Source organism: Tardiphaga sp. (genome assembly GCF_044340795.1).
Classification (GTDB): domain Bacteria; phylum Pseudomonadota; class Alphaproteobacteria; order Rhizobiales; family Xanthobacteraceae; genus Tardiphaga.
Map to the genome: position 1 here is coordinate 1 of NZ_JBIISY010000098.1, position 21477 is coordinate 21477.

At 63.9% G+C, this 21477-nt stretch carries 16 protein-coding genes; 8 read left to right on the forward strand and 8 right to left on the reverse strand.

Annotated features, from left to right (window positions below; all coding sequences use genetic code 11):
- Window positions 1-622 (forward strand): phosphate regulon transcriptional regulator PhoB (gene phoB / locus ACIQ17_RS16935; RefSeq protein ID WP_398470226.1); only part of this gene is annotated, 622 nt, incomplete at its 5' end.
- A gap of 197 nt (window positions 623-819) precedes the next feature.
- Here the strand turns inward: phoB and ACIQ17_RS16940 are convergent.
- The gene (locus ACIQ17_RS16940; protein ID WP_398470227.1) at window positions 820-1329 is read right to left on the reverse strand and encodes a GcrA family cell cycle regulator; all 510 of its coding nucleotides are present in this window, start codon (window positions 1327-1329) and stop codon (window positions 820-822) included.
- 462 nt (window positions 1330-1791) lie between these two features.
- Here ACIQ17_RS16940 and ACIQ17_RS16945 point away from each other — a divergent pair, with 462 nt between their 5' ends.
- Window positions 1792-3003, forward strand: coding sequence for an aspartate aminotransferase family protein (locus ACIQ17_RS16945; protein WP_398470228.1), 1212 nt, complete (start codon window positions 1792-1794; stop codon window positions 3001-3003).
- Window positions 3003-3941: an ornithine carbamoyltransferase gene (gene argF, locus ACIQ17_RS16950; protein WP_398470229.1), complete on the forward strand. Its 939-nt coding sequence runs from the start codon at window positions 3003-3005 to the stop codon at window positions 3939-3941. The genes ACIQ17_RS16945 and argF overlap by 1 nt, the downstream gene beginning before the upstream one ends.
- Window positions 3942-4073: 132 nt before the next feature.
- Here argF and ACIQ17_RS16955 read toward each other — a convergent pair whose 3' ends face one another.
- The 4 genes from ACIQ17_RS16955 to ACIQ17_RS16970 form a co-directional block, all read right to left on the reverse strand.
- A complete protein-coding gene (locus ACIQ17_RS16955) occupies window positions 4074-6287 on the reverse strand; it encodes a 3-hydroxyacyl-CoA dehydrogenase NAD-binding domain-containing protein (protein ID WP_398470230.1) in 2214 nt (737 codons plus the stop codon).
- A gap of 12 nt (window positions 6288-6299) precedes the next feature.
- The gene (locus ACIQ17_RS16960; protein ID WP_398470231.1) at window positions 6300-7508 is read right to left on the reverse strand and encodes an acetyl-CoA C-acetyltransferase; all 1209 of its coding nucleotides are present in this window, start codon (window positions 7506-7508) and stop codon (window positions 6300-6302) included.
- Window positions 7509-7690: 182 nt separating this feature from the next.
- Complete coding sequence (locus ACIQ17_RS16965; protein ID WP_398470232.1) at window positions 7691-9481, reverse strand: acyl-CoA dehydrogenase C-terminal domain-containing protein; 1791 nt, start codon at window positions 9479-9481, stop codon at window positions 7691-7693.
- A gap of 96 nt (window positions 9482-9577) precedes the next feature.
- Window positions 9578-9979, reverse strand: a complete 402-nt coding sequence (locus ACIQ17_RS16970) for a nuclear transport factor 2 family protein (RefSeq protein ID WP_398470233.1) — start codon at window positions 9977-9979, stop codon at window positions 9578-9580.
- An 88-nt stretch (window positions 9980-10067) separates the two neighbouring features.
- On the opposite strand from ACIQ17_RS16970, the gene ACIQ17_RS16975 reads away from it, so the two are divergent.
- The 5 genes from ACIQ17_RS16975 (at window position 10068) to ACIQ17_RS16995 (ending at window position 17137) form a co-directional block, all read left to right on the forward strand.
- Window positions 10068-10619: a TetR/AcrR family transcriptional regulator gene (locus ACIQ17_RS16975; RefSeq protein WP_398470234.1), complete on the forward strand. Its 552-nt coding sequence runs from the start codon at window positions 10068-10070 to the stop codon at window positions 10617-10619.
- 250 nt (window positions 10620-10869) lie between these two features.
- Window positions 10870-14247: a hypothetical protein gene (locus ACIQ17_RS16980; protein ID WP_398470235.1), complete on the forward strand. Its 3378-nt coding sequence runs from the start codon at window positions 10870-10872 to the stop codon at window positions 14245-14247.
- A 300-nt stretch (window positions 14248-14547) separates the two neighbouring features.
- Window positions 14548-15213, forward strand: coding sequence for a hypothetical protein (locus ACIQ17_RS16985; protein WP_398470236.1), 666 nt, complete (start codon window positions 14548-14550; stop codon window positions 15211-15213).
- A 218-nt stretch (window positions 15214-15431) separates the two neighbouring features.
- Window positions 15432-16364: a sulfite exporter TauE/SafE family protein gene (locus ACIQ17_RS16990; protein ID WP_398470240.1), complete on the forward strand. Its 933-nt coding sequence runs from the start codon at window positions 15432-15434 to the stop codon at window positions 16362-16364.
- Entirely contained in the window at window positions 16361-17137 is a 777-nt protein-coding gene (locus tag ACIQ17_RS16995) for a TIGR02186 family protein (RefSeq protein WP_398470237.1), read from the forward strand. The genes ACIQ17_RS16990 and ACIQ17_RS16995 overlap by 4 nt, the downstream gene beginning before the upstream one ends.
- Here the strand turns inward: ACIQ17_RS16995 and pdeM are convergent.
- From pdeM to ACIQ17_RS17010, 3 genes are all read right to left on the reverse strand, one after another.
- Window positions 17134-17826, reverse strand: a complete 693-nt coding sequence (gene pdeM, locus ACIQ17_RS17000; protein ID WP_398470238.1) for a ligase-associated DNA damage response endonuclease PdeM — start codon at window positions 17824-17826, stop codon at window positions 17134-17136. The two genes, ACIQ17_RS16995 and pdeM, sit on opposite strands and share 4 nt — an antisense overlap.
- A 90-nt stretch (window positions 17827-17916) precedes the next feature.
- On the reverse strand, window positions 17917-20481 hold the full coding sequence (locus tag ACIQ17_RS17005; protein ID WP_398470241.1) for a ligase-associated DNA damage response DEXH box helicase: 2565 nt from the start codon (window positions 20479-20481) through the stop codon (window positions 17917-17919).
- Between the two features lie 155 nt (window positions 20482-20636).
- On the reverse strand, window positions 20637-21477 hold an 841-nt coding region (locus ACIQ17_RS17010; RefSeq protein WP_398470239.1), incomplete at its 5' end, for an ABC transporter substrate-binding protein.

The window sequence follows — 21477 nt, forward strand, 5'->3', positions numbered from 1 at the left end:
CGTCGAGACGGTTGCCCGCGGCGACGATGCCGACACCCGCCTGAAAGAGCGCGTGCCGGACCTCGTGGTCCTCGACTGGATGTTGCCCGGCCTGTCCGGCATCGAACTGTGCCGTCGCCTCCGTGCACGGCCGGAGACCAAGGCGCTGCCGATCATCATGCTCACCGCCCGCGGTGAGGAGAGTGAGCGCGTGCGTGGCCTTGCCACCGGTGCCGACGATTACATCGTCAAGCCGTTCTCGGTGCCGGAACTGCTGGCCCGCGTGAAGGGCCTCTTGCGCCGTGCGGCGCCGGAGCGTCTCGCAACCGTGCTGGCTTTCGGTGACATCGAACTCGATCGCGACAAGCGCCGCGTGGTGCGCGCCGCCCGCCCGATCGATCTCGGCCCGACCGAATATCGCCTGCTCGAATTCTTCCTCGAGCATCCCGGTCGCGTGTTCAGCCGCGAGCAGCTGCTCGACAGCGTCTGGGGCCGCGACATCTATATCGACGAGCGCACGGTTGACGTTCACATCGGCCGTCTTCGCAAGCTGCTGAATCCGGCCGGCGAACCCGACCCGATCCGCACCGTCCGCGGCGCGGGTTATGCGCTGGACGACCGGTTCGACAAGGCGGCGGAGTAATACTCCGCAACCAACTTGTCGTCCCGGCGAACGCCGGGACCCATTGCCTCTGTCGTCTCGACTGAAGCTCGCTACTTGCCAATGCTCGCCCTGACCACATCTTCGGTGGTTATGGATCCCGGCTTTCGCCGGGATGACAGGAAACGAAAAATGCCCGGCTCATCGCCGGGCATTTCTGTTTGTGCTGTTCGCTGCGATCAGCGGATCGGCTTCGGCGCCGCGCGGCGGCGGTCGCTGGCGGGTTGATAGGCGATGCGCGAGTGGTGGGCGCAGTAAGGCGCGCCGGCCACGGCCTTGCCGCCGCAGAAATAGAAGTCGGCGCTGGCCGGATCGCCCACCGGCCAATGGCAGGTGGCGTCGTTGAGCTCGACCAGCTGCAGGCGCTGGCTGATCGGGATCACATTGTCGACCGCGATCGGATCCGGCTCCATCTCGACCTGGAAGTCATGGGCGAGGGCGGTATTGCCACGGGCCACCGGGCGCGGCATGCGCACCATCTGCTGGGCCGGACGCGGCTTGCGCGGGCGCGGTGCAGCAGATGACGGGCTCTTCGCGCGGCCGGACAGACCGAGCCGGTGAACCTTGCCGATCACGGCGTTACGGGTCACGTTGCCGAGTTCCGCGGCGATCTGGCTCGCGGACAGGCCGCCTTCCCAGAGTTTCTTGAGCTGTTCGACGCGATCGTCGGTCCAAGTGATTACCGTCATCGCCAAAATCCCTTCGTATGCGCCGGCCGGCCTCGGCCCGCGCTGCGACTTGAAATCGTCAAAAAACCTCGTTGTCAGAATCCCTTAGCGCTCACCGGATGCATGACTGCTTCCGGCCTTACGCCGTACCGATAGTGTACAAGGGTCTACTGCCGCACGAGATGTCGTATCCGACAGGCCAAAAACTACATGAAGCCGCGACTCACGCGCAAGAGTCGGCCGAGTCACATCCACATGCTTTCTGTCAACCAAACAGAAAAATCGGCTTTTTGTTCGATCAGGTGTGACATGGAGGCCGCTATGCGCGGTTGACACCCTGTATGGCCCCCATAGAATAATGCGCGCGTGCCGCCCGAGAAGGGCGGCACGTTTCGTTTTGAGGGTCCGCCGTCTCTTGTCGTACGCATGTCATTGACGATGCCGACATCGGTAAGGACCACAGACTGATTGATCGGAACCGTTATGACCAGCAACGCACCATCCTCGCAAATCTCTCAGGCCCATCTGCTGCCTGTCTTCGCGCGCGCGGATGTTGCCTTCGAGCGCGGTGAAGGTGCCTGGCTGATCTCGACCACCGGCGAGCGCTATCTCGATTTCACCAGCGGCGTGGCGGTGAACTCGCTTGGCCATGCGCACCCACACATGGTCCAGGCGCTGCAGGAACAGGCCACCAAGCTGTGGCACATGTCGAACCTGTTCAAGAGCCCCGACGGCGAGCGCCTCGCTGCGCGCCTGTGCGAGAACTCGTTCGCCGATTTCGTGTTCTTCGCCAATTCCGGCGCCGAGGCGATGGAATGCGCGCTGAAGGTCACGCGTCACTATCACTTCGCCAAGGGCAATCCGGAACGCACGCGCATCATCACCTTTGAGGGCGCGTTCCATGGCCGTACCCTCGGCACACTGGCTGCCACCGGCGCCGCAAAATATCTCGAAGGCTATGGCAAGCCGCTCGAAGGCTTCGACCAGGTGCCGCTCGGCGATCTCGATGCGGTCAAGGCTGCGATCGGTCCGGAGACCGCGGGCATCGTCATCGAGCCGCTGCAGGGCGAGGGCGGCGTGCGCGCGGCCTCGAACACCTTCTTCAAGGCGCTGCGCGAGCTGTGCGACAAGAACGGCATCCTGCTCATCTTCGACGAAGTGCAGACCGGCATGGGCCGCACCGGCACGTTGTTCGCCTATGAGCGCCTTGGCGTTCAGCCGGACGTGATGTCGCTCGCCAAGGCACTCGGCGGCGGTTTCCCGATCGGCGCGTGCCTCGTCACCGCTGCTGCGGCCGAAGGCATGGCGCCGGGCTCGCATGGCTCGACCTTCGGCGGCAATCCGCTGGCCGTCGCTGCTGCGAATTCCGTGCTCGACGTGATGCTGAAGCCCGGCTTCTTCGATCAGGTCAACAAGATGACCCTGCTGCTGAAGCAGAAGCTGGCCGGCGTGGTCGATCGCTATCCGACCGTGCTGTCGGAAGTGCGTGGCGAAGGCATGCTGATCGGCCTGAAGGCCGTGGTGCCGGCGCCTGATCTGGTCGGCGCGCTGCGCGATGCGAAGCTGCTGACGGTGGGGGCGGGCGACAATGTCGTGCGTTTCCTGCCGCCGCTGATCGTGACCGAAAGCGATATCGAGGAAGCCGTCCAGCGCCTCGAGAAGGCCTGCGATGTGCTGGCAAAGGGAGCCGTGTGATGAGCACGACTCCGCGGCACTTCCTCGACCTCACGGCGGTCTCTGCCAGTGAGCTGCGCAAGATTCTCGATGCAGCCAGCGCCATCAAGGCGAAGCTGAAGAGCCAGAAGGACAGGAACGCTGATCCCGATCGCCCGCTGAAGAACAAGACGCTGGCGATGATCTTTGAAAAGCCCTCGACGCGCACCCGCGTGTCGTTCGAGGTCGGCATGCGCCAGCTCGGCGGCGAGGTCGTCATGCTCACCGGCGCCGAAATGCAGCTCGGCCGCGGCGAGACGATTGCCGATACGGCGCGCGTGCTGTCGCGCTTCGTCGACATCATCATGATCCGCATTCTCAATCATGATTCGCTGATGGAACTGGCGAACAACGCCACGGTGCCCGTTATCAACGGCCTGACGCGCTTCTCGCATCCGTGCCAGGTGATGGCGGACGTGATGACCTATGAGGAACATCGCGGCGACATCAAGGGCCGTACCGTGGCCTGGGTCGGCGACGACAACAATGTGCTGATGTCCTGGGCCCATGCGGCCGAGCGCTTCAAGTTCAAGCTCAACATCGCGACCCCGCCGCAGCTGTCGCCGAAGAAGGCGTTCAAGGACTGGGCCAAGGCGTCCGGTGCGGACATCACCTTCTCGCACGATGCCGATGCCATGACCAAGGGTGTCGATTGCGTGGTCACCGACACCTGGGTGTCCATGGGCGACAAGGAAGGCGAGACGCGCCACAATCTGCTGCGCCCGTATCAGGTCAATGAGCGCCTGATGGGGCTGGCGAACAAGGACGCGCTGTTCATGCACTGTTTGCCAGCGCATCGCGGCGAGGAGGTCACCGACGAGGTGATCGACGGCCCGCAGTCAGTGGTGTTCGACGAAGCCGAGAACCGCCTGCACGCGCAGAAGGGGATTCTGGCTTGGTGTCTGGGCGCGGTGAAGTAAAAACTCTCACTGTCATCGCCCGGCTCGACCGGGCGATCCAGTAAACGCCGGAATCAGCGTTTTATCTACAAACATGAGTGTCTACTGGATCCCCCGCTTTCGCGGGGGATGACAGTATGAGTGTGAGCGAACTCAGGCCGCCACCTTCTTCGGTGCGAAACGCCCGTAGAACGTCTCGCCCTTCGCGGCCATTTCTTCCAGCAGCTTCGGCGGCGTGAACCGCGAGCCGTATTTCTTCTCCAGCTTGTGGCAGAGCTCGACGAACTTCTTCGTTCCCATGAAGTCGATATAGCTCAGCGTGCCGCCGGTGAACGGCGCGAAGCCGAAACCGAGGATGGAGCCGACATCCGCCTCGCGCGGATCGACGATCACATTGTCCTCGACGGTGCGCGCGGCTTCCACCGCCTGCACCACGAGGAAGCGTTGCTTCAGTTCCTCGACATCGAGCGTGTCGGGATCGACGGGCTTCGGCAGCAAGGGCGCGATGCCCTTCCAGAGCGCCTTCGAGCCCTTGCCCTTCGGCGGATACTCGTAAAAGCCCTTGCCGTTCTTGCGGCCAAAACGCTCCTGCTTCTCCACCATCTCGACGATGAGCTTCTTCTGCGCCTGATCGACCGCCTGCGAGCCGAGATCGGCTTCGGTGGCCTTCATGATCTTGAGGACGAGATCGAGCGCGATCTCGTCCGACAGCGAGAGCGGTCCGACCGGCATGCCGGCCATCTTGGCGGTGTTCTCGATCATCGCCGGCGGCACGCCTTCGAGCAGCATTTCCAGACCTTCGGCCGTGAAGCGCAGCACGCAGCGGTTGGCGAAGAAACCGCGGCTGTCATTCACGACGATCGGCGTCTTGCCGATGACGCGGATGTAATCGAGTGCCGTGGCGAGCGCGACATCGCCGGTGTTCTTGCCGACAATGGTCTCCACCAGCATCATCTTCTCGACCGGCGAGAAGAAGTGGATGCCGATGAATTTCGACTGATCCTCGAATTCCTCGGCCAGCGAGTTGATCGGCAAAGTCGAGGTGTTGGAGGCGATGATGGCGCCTTCCTTCAGCAGCGGCTGCACCTTCTTGTAGATCTCGGCCTTGACCGCGCGATCCTCGAACACGGCCTCGATCACGAGGTCGCATTCCTTGATCACGTTGAAGTCGGCGGTGGCCGTGATCTTCGCCATCAGCGCGTCGCGATCGGCCTCCTTGGCGCGGCCCTTGGCAATCAGACCGTCGATGACCGACTGGCAATGCGCGCGGCCCTTGTCGGCGGACGCCTGGTCGCGATCGATCAGCACCACGTCGATGCCGCCCTTGGCCGAGACATAACCGACCGACGCGCCCATGAAGCCGGCACCGATGATGGCGAGCTTCTTGACCTTGGTCGGCGGCACGTTGGTGGGACGGCGCGCGCCCTTGTTGAGTTCCTGCATGGAGAGGAACAGGCTGCGGATCATCGCAGCGGCTTCCTTGGTCTGCAGGACATGGGCGAAGTAGCGCGACTCCACGCGGAGCGCGGCATCCATCGGCAACTGCAGGCCTTCATAGACGCACTGCATGATGGCGCGCGCGGCCGGATAGTTGTCGAAGGTCTCGCGGCGATAGATGGCGTTGCCCGCGGGGAACATCATCATGCCCTGCTTGGAATAGACGGGGCCGCCGGGCAGCTTGAAGCCCTTCTCGTCCCACGGGGCGATGGGCTTGCCGCCGGCCTTGATCCATTCCTTCGCGGTCTTGATGAGATCGGCCGCCGGCACCACGGCGCCGACGATGTTCATCGCCTTGGCCTTGGCCAGATTGACCTGATCGCCTTTCAGCAGCATCTGCATCGTGTCCTGCGGCTGCAGCATGCGCGCCAGACGCTGGGTGCCGCCGCCGCCCGGGAACAGGCCGACCTTGATCTCGGGCAGGCCGAGCTTTGTTTTCGGATTCTCCGCCGCCACGAGATAATGGCAGGCGAGGGTGAGTTCGAAGGCGCCGCCGAGGGCGAGGCCGTTGATGGCGGCGACCCATGGCTTGCCCGCGGTCTCGATCTTGCGCAGCGTCAGGGACAGTTTGCGGCTCTCGTCGAACAGCATCTGCTGGGCGGCTTCCTCGCCCTTGGCTTTCTTGGTCTCGGCGAAGATCTTGTTCATGCCTTCCAGCATGGACAGGTCGGCGCCTGCGGAGAATGCGTCCTTGCCGGAAGTGACGACGACGCCCTTCACCGCGGCATCCGCCGTGGTCTGGTCGACGATAGCGCCGAGTTCCTCAATGGTGGTGGTGTCGAGCACGTTCATCGAACGGCCGGGAATGTCCCAGGTAACGAGGGCAATGCCGTCGGCGTCGGTCTCAACCTTGAAATTCTTGAAGGTCATGTTGGCCGCTCCTTACACGCGTTCGATGATGGTGGCGGTGCCCATGCCGCCGCCGATGCAGAGAGTGACGAGGGCCGTCGACTTGCCGGTGCGCTCGAGTTCGTCGAGCACGGTGCCGAGGATCATGGCGCCGGTGGCGCCGAGCGGATGGCCCATGGCAATGGCACCGCCGCAGACATTGATCTTCTCATTGTCGATGTCGAAGGCCTGGATGAAGCGCAGCACGACCGAGGCGAAGGCCTCGTTGAGCTCGAACAGGTCGATGTCCGAGAGCTTCATGCCGGAACGCTCAAGCACCTTCTTGGTCACGTCCACCGGACCGGTGAGCATCATCGCCGGCTCGGAGCCGATATTGGCGAAGGCGCGGATCTTTGCACGCGGCTTCAGGCCGTTCTTCTTGCCGGCTTCGGCGCTGCCGAGCAGCACGGCGGCGGCGCCATCCACGATGCCCGACGAATTGCCGGCGTGATGGACGTAGTTCACCGCCTCGATTTCCGGATGCGACTGGATTGCAACGCCATCGAAGCCGCCCATCTGCGCCACGGTGGCGAAGGAGGGCTGCAATGCGGCCAGCGACTGCATCGTGGTGGATGGGCGCATATGCTCGTCCTTGGCCAGGATGGTCAGGCCATTGATGTCCTTGACCGGGACGATTGAGTTCTTGAAGCGGCCTTCTTCCCAGGATTTGGCAGCGCGCTGCTGACTCTGCACCGAGTAAGCATCGACGTCATCGCGGGAGAAACCGTATTTTGTCGCGATCAGATCGGCGGAAACGCCCTGCGGCATAAAATAAGCGGGAACGGCGATGGACGGATCGACCGGCCATGCACCGCCGGACGCGCCGATGCCGACGCGGCTCATGCTTTCCGCGCCGCCGCCGATGGTGAGTTCGTGCTGGCCGGCCATGACCTGCGCGGCTGCAAAGTTCACGGCGTCGAGGCCGGAGGCGCAGAAGCGGTTGATCTGGATGCCGGGGACGTCGTTGCCGTAGCCGGCCGAGAGTGCCGCCATGCGGGCGATGTCGCCGCCGGCTTCACCGACGGGATCGACGACGCCGAGGACGACGTCATCGATGCTGCCGGGCTTGAGATTGTTACGCTCCTTGAGCGCCTTCAGCGGCGCGGTGGCGAGCGCAAGCGCCGTCACCTCATGCAGCGAGCCATCGGACTTGCCGCGGCCGCGCGGCGTGCGAACGTGATCGTAGATATAGGCCTCGGGCATGGTGCCTCCCTTCGGATTTGATCCGGTTATCCAATTGTCGTCGCCCGGCTTGACCGGGCGATCCAGTAAACGCGGTCGTCTGAGTTTGATCTGTGAATTCTGTGTCTACTGGATCCCCGCCCCGCGCGCACCTTCGGTGCGCTAGGCGGGGATGACAGTTGAGTGTGTATTGGCCGGAGCGATCAAAACGCTTCTGCCGGAAGCTCCATCGTCGTGGCTGCACCGGTCTGGATGCGGGCGAGATGCACGGTGGTTTCCGGCAGCATCCGCTCCATGAAGAAACGGCCGGTGACGAGTTTGGTGGTGAGATACGGCGTCGCGCCCGAAGCCGCGATCTTGTCCTGCGCGACCTTGGCCATCTTCGCCCACATGTAAGCGAAGGCGGTGAGGCCGAACAGCTGCATGTAATCGGTGGCGCCAGCGCCGGCATTGTCCGGCTTCGCCATGGCATTGTTCATCAGCCACATGGTGGCCTGCTGCAGGTGGCCGAGCGCATTCGACAGCGGATCGATATAGGGCTTCATGGCCTCGTCGCCGCCATGCTCCTTCGCAAAGGCCGCAACCTCGCCGAAGAAGGCCATGGCCGCACGGCCTCCATCGCGCGGCAGCTTGCGGCCGACGAGATCGAGCGCCTGGATGCCGTTGGCGCCTTCATAGATCATGGCGATGCGGGCATCGCGCACGAACTGCTCCATGCCCCATTCGGCGATATAGCCGTGGCCGCCGAACATCTGCTGCGCCGACACCGCATTGGCAAAGCCGCCATCGGTGAGCACGCCCTTCAGCACCGGGGTCATCAGGCCCATGTGGTCGTCGGCAGCCTGGCGCTCCTTCGGGTCCTCCGAGCGATGGGCGACGTCGCTCTTCAGCGCGGTCCACACCACCATGGCGCGGGCGGCTTCGTTGAAGGCGCGGATGGTGAGCAGCGTGCGGCGGACGTCCGGATGCACCATGATCGAATCCGCCGGCTTGTCCGGCGACTTCGGCCCGGTGAGCGAGCGGCCCTGGATGCGGTCCTTCGCATAGGCAACGGCGTTCTGATAGGCGACTTCCGACTGTGCGAGGCCCTGCACGGCAACGCCGAGACGAGCTTCGTTCATCATCACGAACATGCCCTGCATGCCCTTGTTCTCTTCGCCGATCAGCCAGCCGGTGGCGTTGTCGTAGTTCATCACGCAGGTGGAATTGCCGTGGATGCCCATCTTGTGCTCGATGGAGCCGCAGACGACGCCGTTGCGGTCACCGAGCGAGCCGTCGTCATTCACCATGACCTTCGGCACGACAAAGAGCGAAACGCCCTTGATGCCGGCCGGTGCGCCTTCGATGCGTGCCAGCACGAGATGGATGATGTTGTCGGCCATGTCGTGTTCGCCGGCCGAGATGAAGATCTTGGTGCCGGAGATCTTGTAGCTGCCGTCACCCTGCGGCACCGCCTTGGTGCGGAGCAGGCCGAGATCGGTGCCGCAATGCGGCTCGGTGAGGTTCATGGTGCCGGTCCATTCGCCGGCGATCATCTTCGGCAGATACTTGCTCTTCTGCTGGTCGTTGCCATGCACGATCAGCGCGGCGGTCGCGCCCATGGTGAGGCCGCCATACATGGAGAAGGCCATGTTCGCCGAGATCTGGAATTCGGCGACGGTCTGCGACAGCGTCACCGGCAGGCCCTGGCCACCATATTCCACCGGGGCGGAGAGGCCGAGCCAGCCGCCTTCGGTCACCTGCTTGAAGGCGTCCTTGAAACCCTTTGGCGTGGTGACGCTGCCGTCGTCGTTGCGCTTGCAGCCTTCGAGATCGCCGACGCGATTCAGCGGTTGCAGCACTTCCTCGCTGAGCTTCGCGGCTTCGCCGAGGATCGCTTCGCGCACATCCGCCGAGGCATCGCTGAAGCCGGGGAGATTGTTGTAGCGGTCGAACTGGAACACGTCGTTGAGCAGAAAGCCGACGTCTTCGAGCGGCGCTTTGTAACTGGGCATGGAATCCTCCCCGGTTGGAATTCGTTGTTCAGTTGCGGCGACCTGCAGTCAGTCTACAGCATCGCCATGTGATGGTGATTTGAATCTGCAGGCGCCTTATTGCCGCGCCAGCATTTCACCCATGAGACGGTGTAAGAGATTGATGGCCTTGAGCGGTCTCACCATCACCTTGAAATGCGTGATGCGGCCCTCGGCATCGAAAGTGATCATGTCGATGCCGTTGATCCTGATGCCCTCGATCTCGTTCTCGAATTCGAGCACGGCCGAGGTCTCGTTGCGCCATTCGCCGATATAGGTGAAGCCGGGGCCGCCCAGCACCTGCTCGGCAGCGGCAAGATATTTGAACACGATGTCACGGCCGCGCTGTGGCGAATGCACCACCGGGCTCTCGAACACCGCATCGGGATGCAGCAGCTCACGGAGCGCCGCATGGTCGTGGGACTTCATGAAGCCGTACCACTTGTCGAGGCCCGGCATTTGTTTGCCTTGCAATGCCATCGGCGGTTCTCCGCGTTTCCATACACCCTTGCATGGAAACTAACGCCAAGGCATGGATTTCGTCAATACACTTGTGTATGGTTAGGCCATGGACGAGCAAGTGACCAAGGACCGGCTGACCCGCACGGCGTGGCTCGATCACGGCCTCCGTATCCTGGCGCGGCAGGGCGCGGGCGCGCTCAAGGTCGGTGATCTCGCTGCCGGGCTGGATGTCTCGCGCGGCAGTTTCTATTGGCATTTCAAGGATATCGGCGAGTTCCGCCTGCAGCTTCTGGCGCGCTGGCAGGAGCGGACGACCGATCAGGTGCTGGAGCAGACCGATGCTTCGACCACCGGGGCCGCGCGCCTGACACATCTGATGAAACTGGCCTTCAACGAGGATCGCAGCCTCGATCGCTCGATCCGGGCGATGGCTTCCACCGACAAGGCGGTCGCCAAGATGGTGGCTTCGGTCGATGCCCGGCGCATCGCCTATATGGCGAAGGTGCTCACCGAGGCCGGGGTCGAAAGTCGGCGTGCATTGTCGCGCGCCGAGTTTCTGTACTGGGCCTATATCGGTCAGTCCGCGGTGATGGATCCGCGCCACGACTCAATGACCGAACGCGATATCGACGATCTCAGCGCGCTGTTCACGCACTAGGCGCGCCGTTCACACGCTGAAACATCTGCGCCCGAAAACGTCCCATCCTACCTATGAATCCGCGCAAGTGTATCGTCTGATTAACATTTAAGGCGCGGACGGGTGCATCCTTAACCCGTTATTTACCCTAACCCTGAAAAGTCCGGATTGAGGCAGACCACTCTGCTCCCGTTTTGAATGTCTTCATCTTGGGATGCATGGCGGAGGCTGCAGGCGCTGGTTGGCGTCAGGCTCGTAACCGGACCGAAGCATGAATTCGCGCGTATCGTGGAGTATTGAGGGGATGGACCCGGCAGTTCGCGAACGAGCCGAAGCCGCTGCGCGCCGCGCCGGCATGTCCCTCGCGGATTGGCTGAATTCGACCATCGGCGAATCTCCCGTCGCGCCTCCGATGCATGGCTATGCCGATCATGCGTCGCCTCACGAAGCTCCGCAGCCCCGTTACCAGGCACGTCCGAGTCACACGCAGCGCTCAGCGCCGCCGCAGCGTCCGGCCATGCCGCAGCGCGAAGCCGCCGAAGTCGCCGATATCCATCAGCGCCTCGATGCGATCGCACGCCAGATCGAGGAATTCTCGCGTCCGAACCAGCGCAGCAGCAATGAGCCCGCCGTCGCGCGTCAGCTCAATGAGGCGATCTCGCGCCTCGATGCACGGCTGTCGCAGATCAGCGAACAGCCGCAGCACCACGCCCCGCACGCACCATATTACGACCCGCGCCCGAATCCCGATCTGGTCGAGCGTGCCGCCAATCAGGTCTATAGTTCGGCGCCGCAGGCCGACCCATTCTCGCTCGATTTCGCCATCGCCGAGATTTCCGCGCGCCAGGACGAACTCGACAGCCCGCCGCGCATGGCGCCGCGTCATGCACCGCCGATCGCGCCGCATGTGACGCCGCCGCCTCCGATGCCGGATATGTCGGGGCTCGAGCGCCAGCTGTCGCAGATCACCAGCAAGATCGATGCACTGCAGCGGCCGGATTCCAGCGTCGAGAAGTCGATCGCGACGTTCCGCAGCGAACTCGCCGACATCCGCAATGCGGTGACCGATGCGCTGCCGCGTCGTGCGATCGAATCCATCGAGAACGAAATCCGTGCGCTCGCGCGCCGCATCGATGACACCAAGCAGAGCGGCATCGATGCCGATGTGCTGTCCAATCTCGAAACGGCGCTCGGCGACATCCACAAGACGCTGAAGACGCTGACGCCGGCCGAGCAACTGGCCGGCTTCGATGAAGCGATCCGCAATCTCGGCAGCAAGATCGACCAGATCGTGCGGTCGAGCGACAATCCGGGCACGCTGGAGCAGCTCGAAGGCGCTGTCACCGCGCTGCGCGCCATCGTCTCGAATGTCGCATCGAACGAGGTGGTCAGCCGTCTCAGCGATGACGTGCAGCGGCTGTCGTCCAAGGTCGATCAGCTCGCGGAGAGCAGCGACAACAGCATGTTTGCCGCGCTCGAGCAGCGCATCATGACGCTGACCACGACGCTGGAAAATCGCGATCGTCCGCAGGCGGCCAATTCAGACAATCTGGAAAGCGCGCTGGCAGCGCTGGCGCAGCGGCTCGATCATCTACCGGTCGGCAACGACCAGTCATCGGCCTTCACGCATCTCGAACAGCGCGTGTCCTATCTGCTGGAGCGGATGGAGACGATTAGCGATCCGCGTGCCAATTTCGGCCGCGTCGAGGATGGCCTGCAGGACATCCTGCGCCATCTCGAACGCCAGCAGACGATGTTTGCCGCAGCATTGAGCGACAGCCGCGCCGATGCCGGTGCAGTCGATGCCTTCAAGCGCGAACTGTCCGACATGCGCTTCACCCAGTCGGAAACCGATCGCCATATGCAGGATTCGCTGGAGGTCGTGCATTCGACCCTCGGCCACGTGGTCGATCGCCTGGCCAAGATCGAAGGCGACCTGCGCACCGCGAGCGCGCATCCTGTTGCGCAGCCCGCGCCCGCCGCAGCGTCGATGCCGCAGGCGCCACAGCCTGCTCCAATGCCGCAGGCGTCGATGCAGCCTGCAATGGCTGCGCCGTCGCGTCCGCAATTGCCGAATCCGGTCAAGCCGCAGGCCGCTGCGCCCTCGCAGGTCGAGGTGCGTCCGCCGCAGGCACATTTCGATGCCGCGCCGCGTGACTTCGCAGCGACCGCGATTTCCAGCGAGCCCTCACCTGCCTTCCAGGTGCCGAAGGCCATCAGCGAGATTCTCGATCCGAAGCCGGCACCAAAGCCCGCGGCGCCACCGGTCACCGTCGAGCGTCCGTCGTCGCCGCGTCCGATGGTCGATCCGCAATTGCCGCCGGATCATCCGCTCGAGCCCGGCACCCGCCCGCAGGGCCGTGGCGCTTCGCCGTCGGAACGGATCGCCGCGTCGGAAGATGCGATCAGCGAGATCGCCGGTGCTGCGCCGGAGCCGGCCAGCGCATCGAGCTTCATCGCTGCTGCGCGCCGTGCGGCCCAGGCAGCCGCCTCAACGGGCGACAAGCCGAAGGGCGCCAAGCCCGCGCCGCAGGCCGAAGGCGACAAGGGGCCCTCGACATTTGGCTCGAAGATCCGTTCGCTGCTGGTCGGCGCGAGCGTGGTCGTGATCGTGCTCGGCTCGTTCAAGATGGCGATGACGCTGCTGGACGAGAGCGGTTCGCAGCCGATGGCCGCGAACAGCCATTCGCAGCCGCTCTATCTCGATACGCCGAAGGCAGACGACGTGCCGCCGGCACCTGCGCCCTCGATCGGCAAGCAGTCGGTGGTCGCGCCGCAACCGGCGCCGGTCGAAACCGCTCCGCAGCCGGCTGCCGTGCCGCAGGCGGCGCCCGTTCCCTATATCTCGCCCGATGTGACCGGCAGCATTGGCGCCCCGCAGCCGAGCATGCCGGCCGCTCCGCCGCTGCTGCCGCCGAGCGGCCAGAAGCTTGGCACGGTCACGATTCCGGCCGGCGAGAAATTGCCCGATGGCATCGGTGGCGCAGCCTTGCGCAATGCTGCGCTGAAGGGCGACGCCACGGCCGCCTTCGAGATCGGCATCCGTTATGCCGAAGGCCGCGGCGTGCCGCAGAGCTATGAAGAAGCCGCCAGGTGGTATGACCGCGCGGCGCAGGCCGGCGTTGTGCCCGGCATGTTCCGTCTGGGCACGCTGTACGAAAAGGGCCTCGGCCTCAAGAAGGACTGGGAAGTCGCACGCCGCTACTACATGCAGGCGGCGGAGCGCGGCAATGCCAAGGCCATGCACAATCTCGCCGTGCTCGATGCCGATGGCGGCACCCGCGGCGCCAATTACAAGAGCGCCTCGCTCTGGTTCCGCAAGGCTGCCGATCGCGGTGTGGCCGACAGCCAGTTCAACCTCGGCATCCTCTATGCCCGTGGCATCGGCGTCGACCAGAACCTCGCCGAGAGCTTCAAGTGGTTCAACCTCGCCGCCGCCCAAGGCGACGTCGACGCCGGCAAGAAACGCGACGATGTGGCCAAGCGCCTCGATCCGCAGTCGCTGGCCGCAGCCAAGCTCGCGATCCAGACCTTCGTGCCGGAAGGCCAGCCCGAGGATGCGGTCAATGTGGCAACGCCCGCCGGCGGCTGGGATTCCGCGCCGGCGCAAGCCGCCAAAGCCGCGAACAGCAAGCGCGCTGCACGCTGAAGCAATTTATTCGGCCGCGGGCTCGAACCCGCGGTCTTATTTCCTCAACAAAGCTTCATCAGACTTGGCGTGCAGCCGCGCGCCAGGAGGGAACATTCCTGATGCACATTCGCGTCGGGGATGCTGAAGCGTGAGGAATTCGATTTGTCTTTGCATGGTGACGATCCGCAGTCGCGGTCATCTGCCCCGTCCGCTGGCCCCTGGAGCATCCCCCGTGTTCCGCCGCCGCAGCATCAGCAACCAAGGTCACAGCCGCGTTCGCCACAGCCTGAGCCCGCGGAGCGCTGGCGGCCGAGCCTGATGACCATCGCATTTGCGGTGCTGTTGTTCGGCGGTCTCGGTATCCGCGCCTATAAGGACCTCTCGACGCCGGAGTCCTGGTCCTACTGGAAGGATCTCTATGTCTCGCCGAGCATGAGCGCCGAGGTGATCGACAATCTCGATCCCGACAAATCCGGCCGTGGCCGCAAGGCACTGGCCATCACCGGCAAGATCGGCGCTGCCAGCGCCACCTGGTTTCGCGAGCAGCTCGATCAGGCCAAACTGCAGCCCGGCGACATCGTGCTGATGTCCTCGCCGGGCGGCAATCTCAGCCAGTCCATGATCATGGGCGAAGTGATCCGTGCCCGCGGGCTGTCCACCGCGGTGGGCACCGCCGATGCTGATGGCCGGATCAAGCCGGGTTACTGCGCCAGCGCTTGCGTCACGGCCTATGCCGGCGGCAAGGTCCGTATCGGGATCGAGGGCTCGCGGCTCGGCGTGCATCGCTTCACCTCGTCGCGGCAAGGCGAGGATCCGGTCGCCTCCACGCAGCGCACCATGGGCTTCGTGCTCAGCTACATGACCAAGATGGGCGTGTCGTCGCAGGTCGTCGAGGCGATGTCGGGCACCGAAAAGATCCGCTGGCTCACGGGCAGCGAGGCATCGGGCATGAATCTGGTCACCGATCCCGTGCAAAGGAGTTGAGACCAAGCTTTGCACGCAAGGTATTCAATATGAGCCATTTACCACAGCAGCGAAAGCTGCCCCGATCCGGCGGAAAATGCGGCCATCGCCGGATTCTTTGATCCCATCGCCCGAGGATATCGTCTAAGACGAATTGCGGCCCCCATCCGCGCCGCCTCAAGAACAATGCCGTGAGTGGTTTCGGCCAGATCGCGGCGCCAATCTCGAAGCGAACGCGCGTGCAGCTGTACCTCCCGATCGCCGACCTTCCCGTAAACGTGCTGCTCATCCTGGCGATGGGCGCCGCGGTGGGGTTCGTCTCGGGCATGTTCGGCGTCGGCGGCGGCTTCCTGATGACGCCGCTGCTGATCTTTGTCGGCATCTCGCCGGCGGTGTCGGTGGCCTCGGTGGCCAGCCATATCGCTGCGTCGTCCTTTTCCGGCGCGCTGTCCTACTGGCGGCGCCGCGCCATCGATCCTGCGCTCGCCGCGGTGTTGCTGACCGGCGGCATCGCGGGCACGGCGCTGGGCGTCTGGGTCTTCACCGTGCTGCGCAATCTCGGCCAGCTCGACCTCACCATCGCGCTGTCCTACGTGATCCTGCTCACTGGTGTGGGCGGGGCGATGTTCTGGGAAGGGCTGCGCGCTTTCGTGCGGCTGAGGCGCGGCGCGCCGGTCACCTTCCGGCGGCCGGGCAGCCACAGCTGGGTCCACGGCCTGCCGCTGAAGATGCGCTTCAAGCGTTCGAAGATCTATCTGTCGGTCATCCCCGTGGTGGCCGTCGGCCTGCTGATCGGCTTCATCGGCGCCGTGATGGGCATCGGCGGCAGCTTCATCCTGATCCCGATCCTGATCTACTGGCTGCGCATACCGACCTCGACGGTGATCGGCACCTCCATGGTGCTGACGCTGGTCACCATGGTGATCGCCACCTTGCTGCATGCGGTGACCAACCACCTCGTCGATGCCGTGCTGGCGCTGATCCTGATGATCGGCGGCGTTACCGGCGCGCAGTTCGGCGCCCGTGCCGGACAGAAGATCCGCGGCGAGCATCTTCGCCTGCTGCTCGGCCTGCTCATCCTTGCCGTCGGCATCCGCTTCGCCGCGCAGCTGGTGATCCAGCCGGATGACCTGTTCACCATCCGCGATCTCACCGGAGGTGGTGGGTCATGATGTGGGCGTGGCTGATCGCGATCCTTGCTCTGCTGCTCAGCGCCGTCGCGCCTGCGCGGGCAGAACGGCTGATCGTCTCGGTCTCGAACCACCGTGTCACGGTGACGCCGAATTATGCCGGTGAGGAGCTGGTGCTGTTCGGCTCCGTCGAGAAGGATGACAAGACGCCGCCGGCGCGCAGCAATTACAATCTCGTCGTCACGGTGTCGGGTCCGCGCACCGATCTCGTCACCTGGCGCAAGCAGCGCCGGTTCGGCATCTGGGTCAACACAGAATCGCGCGAGTTCCTGCAGGTGCCGTCCTATCTCGCCGTGTTCTCGAACCGTCCGATCGATGCCATCGCGCCGGTGGAGGTGCAGCGGCGCCAGCAGCTGGGGATCAACAATGTGCTGCTGACCCAGCGCATCGGCACCGATTTCGCGGATGTGGTGCCCACTGATCCGTTTCGCAGCTCCTTCGTGCGATTGCGCAAGGAGCATGGGCTCTATCGCGAGGAAACCTCAGCGGTGACATTCCTCACGCCGACCCTGTTCCGCACCACCATCCCGCTGCCGGCGGAAGTGCCGATCGGCACCTATGATGTCGAGATCGAACTGTTCGCCGATGGTGCGTTCGTCACCAAGACCGAGACCGCCTTCGATATCGTCAAGGTCGGCTTCGAGCAGTTCGTCGCCAATGCCGCGCGCAATCACGGTTTTGTCTATGGCGTGATGACCGCCATCATGGCGCTGTTGTCGGGCTGGGCTGCGTCGATCGTGTTCCGTCGCGATTAGCAACAGCGCGAAGCGGCGATGGCATGCATGCGGTGGTCGCCGAGCACATGGGCAACGAAACCGAGCGTCCGGAAGATTCTTGCAAAAGCCGCATCGCGGATGCTGAGCCCGCCCGTATAGGCGCCGAAGGCCGGCATCACGGCGCGTTGTCCGTCGGTGGCGAAGCAGCGGCGCTCCATGGCGCGGCCGCGCGCGCTGATCCGCGCTTTCGGATGCAGATGGCCGGCGATCTCGCCTGCGGCCCCGGTGGGCTCATGACGGAACGTGATCGGACCGATGGCGAGTTCATCCGCGACCGTGCCGCCGAGATCGGATGGCAGGTCGGGATCGTGATTGCCGGAAATCCAGATCCAGTCACGCCGCGCCTGCAGCGCTGACAGCACGTCGCGATTGGCCGCCGACAGGCGTTGATGCGCGTTGCGATCGTGAAAACTGTCGCCGAGGGCGACCACCGTCTTCGGATCATGCCGTGCGATCACGGCGCCGAGGCGGCCGAGGGTGGCGATGGTGTCATAGGGCGGCAGCAGCACGCCGCGCATGGCGTAGCTCGAGCCCTTTTCCAGATGCAGGTCGGAGACGATCAGCAACCGCTGCTCTTCCCAATAAAGCGCGCCCGACAGATCCGCCGCCAGCGTGACGCCGGCGATGGTAACGGAACTCGTGTCGATGGGGAGCGACTCGGTGAGCATGGCTCTTTGTAGGATGGGTTGAGCGTAGCGAAAACCCATCATTTTCACGGATGGCTGTTGATGGGTTTTCGCGAAGACGCTCAACCCATCCTACGGTTCCGGCGTTTCCATCGCTTCCTTTACCAGTTCCTCCGCCGCTTCCGCCAGCAGCGCATCGGAGGCCTCGCCGAAAATCTGCTCGCGGCCGATCTCCAGCATCACCGGCACCGCCAGCGGTGAGACGCGATCGAGTTCCCGATGCACGATGCGGCCCTGGATGCGGGTCAGCATGTCGCTGAGCCGCCTGAGATCGAGCAGGCCAGTCGCCGCATCCGCGCGTGCGGCGCGGAGCAGCAGGTGATCGGGCTGATGTTTGCGCAGCACGTCGTAGATCAGGTCCGTCGAGAACAGCACCTGCCGTCGCGATTTCTCCGCATCGGTGAAACGCGTGTGGATCAGGCCGGAAATGACGGCGCAGGTGCGGAAGGTGCGCTTCATCAGTGCGGATTCCGCAAGCCACGCTTCAAGATCGTCGCCGAGCATATCGGGGTCGAACAGCGCGGCGAGATCGAGGCGCCCCTGTTTGATCATATGTGAGACATCGCCGAGCCCCCACACCGCCAGCGCATATTCATTGGCGACGAAGCCGAGCGGCCGCGCCCGCGCGCGTTCTAGCCGGCGTGTGAGCAGCATGCCGAGGGTCTGATGGGCGAGACGGCCCTCGAAGGGATAGCAGACGAGGTAAAATTTGTTGGCGCGGGGAAACGTCTCGACCACCAGTTCGCGCACGCCCGGCACATGCGAGACATGCGCCTGTAGCGACAGCCATTCGCGCACCTGATCCGGCAGCAGTTTCCATGCCCGCTCATTGTCGAGCAGTTTTCGCACGCGTTCGGCGAGATAGGTGGAGAGCGGGAACTTGCCGCCCATATAGGACGGCACTTTCGGGTCCGAGTCATTGGAGCGCGAGACATAGACCTGGTCCTCGACCAGCGCCTCGTAGCGCACGACCTCGCCGCCGAACACAAAGGTGTCGCCGAGCACGAGATTCTCGACGAAATATTCCTCGATCTGGCCGAGCATCCGTCCGCCGCGCGCGATGGCGCCGGTCGATCCCTTGCCTCCGCCGCGCGCACGCACCAGCCGCACCTTCAGCATGGACTCTTCGACAATGGTGCCGACATTCATCCGATACATCTGGCGCACCTTTGCATTGGTGACGCGCCACTTGCCCGACTTGTCCTGCTTGATACGCGCGAAACGCTCATAGGTCTTCAGCGCATAGCCGCCGCTTGCAACGAAATCGACGGTATCGTCGAAGTCGATGCGCGAGAGCTCGGAATAGGGCGCTGCGGATCGAATCTCGTCATAAAGCTCGTCGGCGAGAAACGGCGCGCCGCAGGCGCAGCCGAGCACGTGTTGCGCGAGGACATCGAGCGCGCCGGTGCGCAGCGGCGGCGTGTCTTGCGCATTCTCCGCGACCGCATCGATGGCGGCGCGGCATTCCAGCACTTCAAAGCGATTGGCGGGCACCAGCACCGCGCGCGAGGCGGCATCGAGACGATGATTGGCGCGGCCGATCCGCTGCATCAGCCGCGACGAGCCTTTGGGCGCGCCGACATTGACCACGAGATCGACATCGCCCCAGTCGATGCCGAGATCGAGCGACGACGTACAGACCACGCCGCGCAATTTTCCCGCGGTCATCGCATCCTCGACCTTGCGGCGCTGACCGACATCGAGGGAGCCGTGATGCAAGGCAATGGCGAGGCTGTCGTCATTCACGCGCCAGAGATCCTGGAACAGCATCTCGGCCTGGCTGCGGGTGTTGACGAAGACGAGCGTCGTCTTGTTCGCCTTGATGAGATCGTAGATTTCGCCAAGCGCATGACGGGCGGAATGTCCGGCCCAGGGCAGGCGCTCCTTACTGTCGAGCATCTCGACCACCGGCTCCGCCGCGCCGCCGGCGACGACGATATCGGCGGCTACGCTGACGCCGACCGGCTGTGGGACGAGGAAGCGTGCGAGCGACTCCGGTTCGGCTACGGTGGCGGAAAGGCCGATCGCGCGCATTTGAGGCGCGAGCTTCCACAGCCGCGCCAGCCCGAGCGAAAGGAGATCGCCGCGCTTCGAGGTGACCAGCGCATGCAGTTCGTCGAGTACGACGCGCTTGAGTGACGAGAACAGGAATGGCGCGTCGTCGGATGAGAGCAGCAGAGCAAGCTGCTCCGGCGTCGTCAGCAAGATGTCCGGCGGATATTTCCGCTGCCGCGTTCGCCGCGACGTCGGTGTGTCGCCGGTGCGCGTCTCGACCTTGATTGGAAGCTGCATCTCGGCGATTGGCGTCTCGAGATTGCGTGCGATATCGACGGCGAGAGCCTTTAGCGGCGAGATGTAGAGGGTGTGCAGGCCGCCGGTTCGCTGCAGGTCGCGTCCCGTGGAGCGGACCGCGGATACCTTGTCGCTCAACTCCACTAATGTGGGCAGGAAGCCCGCCAGCGTCTTGCCGGCGCCGGTCGGTGCGATCAGCAGCGCGGAACGATCGGCACGCGCCTTTTCCAGCAGTGCCAATTGGTGCGTGCGCGGCGACCAGCCTCGCTGGGCGAACCAGCGGGTGAAGGTCTCGGGCAGGAGATCGGGTTTCGAGGCGGATTTACGCGGCGGCACCGGCTCAATCTAGGTGCTCAAAGCCGTCATTGCGAGATTGAGGATGAGCAAACTCTCCAACCCTCATACGCGGGCTTGACCCGCGTATCCGTCTTTTACGCCATCGCCGCAAAGGTGGATGGCCGGGTCAAGCCCGGCCATGACATGGTGAGACCAGACCGCCGTCACTCCGTCATCGGCTTTTCGGAAATATCCCAGTCCTTGCCGTTGAAGATGGAGATATAGAGCGTCTTCATCGGCGTGTAATTGTCCGGCGTGTAGCTGTAGGTGACGCCGTCCAGCATATAGGGCGAGTGGAAGCCGGTGAGGTTCTGCGCCTGCTTCAGCACATTGGCCCGGGTGAGGTCGTCGCCGCAGCGACGCAGGATTTCGCCCATGGCCACGGCCTGGCCATAACCGGCATAGGCGATGGTGTTGTCGGGATCGACATTGGGCAGGTACTTCTTGCGCAGTTCCTCGAAGGCCAGCACTTCCGGATCCTTCTCGAATTGCGGCGTGCCGACTTCCTTGGAATAGCGGATCGCAACGATGCCCTTCGCATTCTCGATGCCGGCGGCGTTGAGAATCGAGCGGCCGGTCGAGCCCGCGGACAGCAGATGCAGCGGTTTCCAGCCGAGTTCCGCGACCTTGCGGATCGACTGCGACGTCGCCTTGCCGGTGGTGATGTTATAGAAAACGTCCGCGCCGGATTTGGCGAGATTGATCAGCTGCGAATCGATGGTCGGGTCGGTGAGGTCGTAGGTGACTTCCGCGATCACCTTTGCGGTGCCGCCGGCCTTGGCCAGTTCCTCCTTGAAGGGTCCGAGGAAGTCGCGGCCAAAGTCGTCGTTCTGGTAGAGAATGCCAACCTTGGCATTCGGCTTCACGCTGATGACATGCTTGGCGAGGATGCGCGCTTCGGTGGGATAGAGCGGCAGGCCCGCCATGGTCCATTTGAAATTCTTCGAATCGTTCCATTTCGATGCGCCGGTGTTGAGCAGCAGCTGCGGCACGCCCTTGGAATTG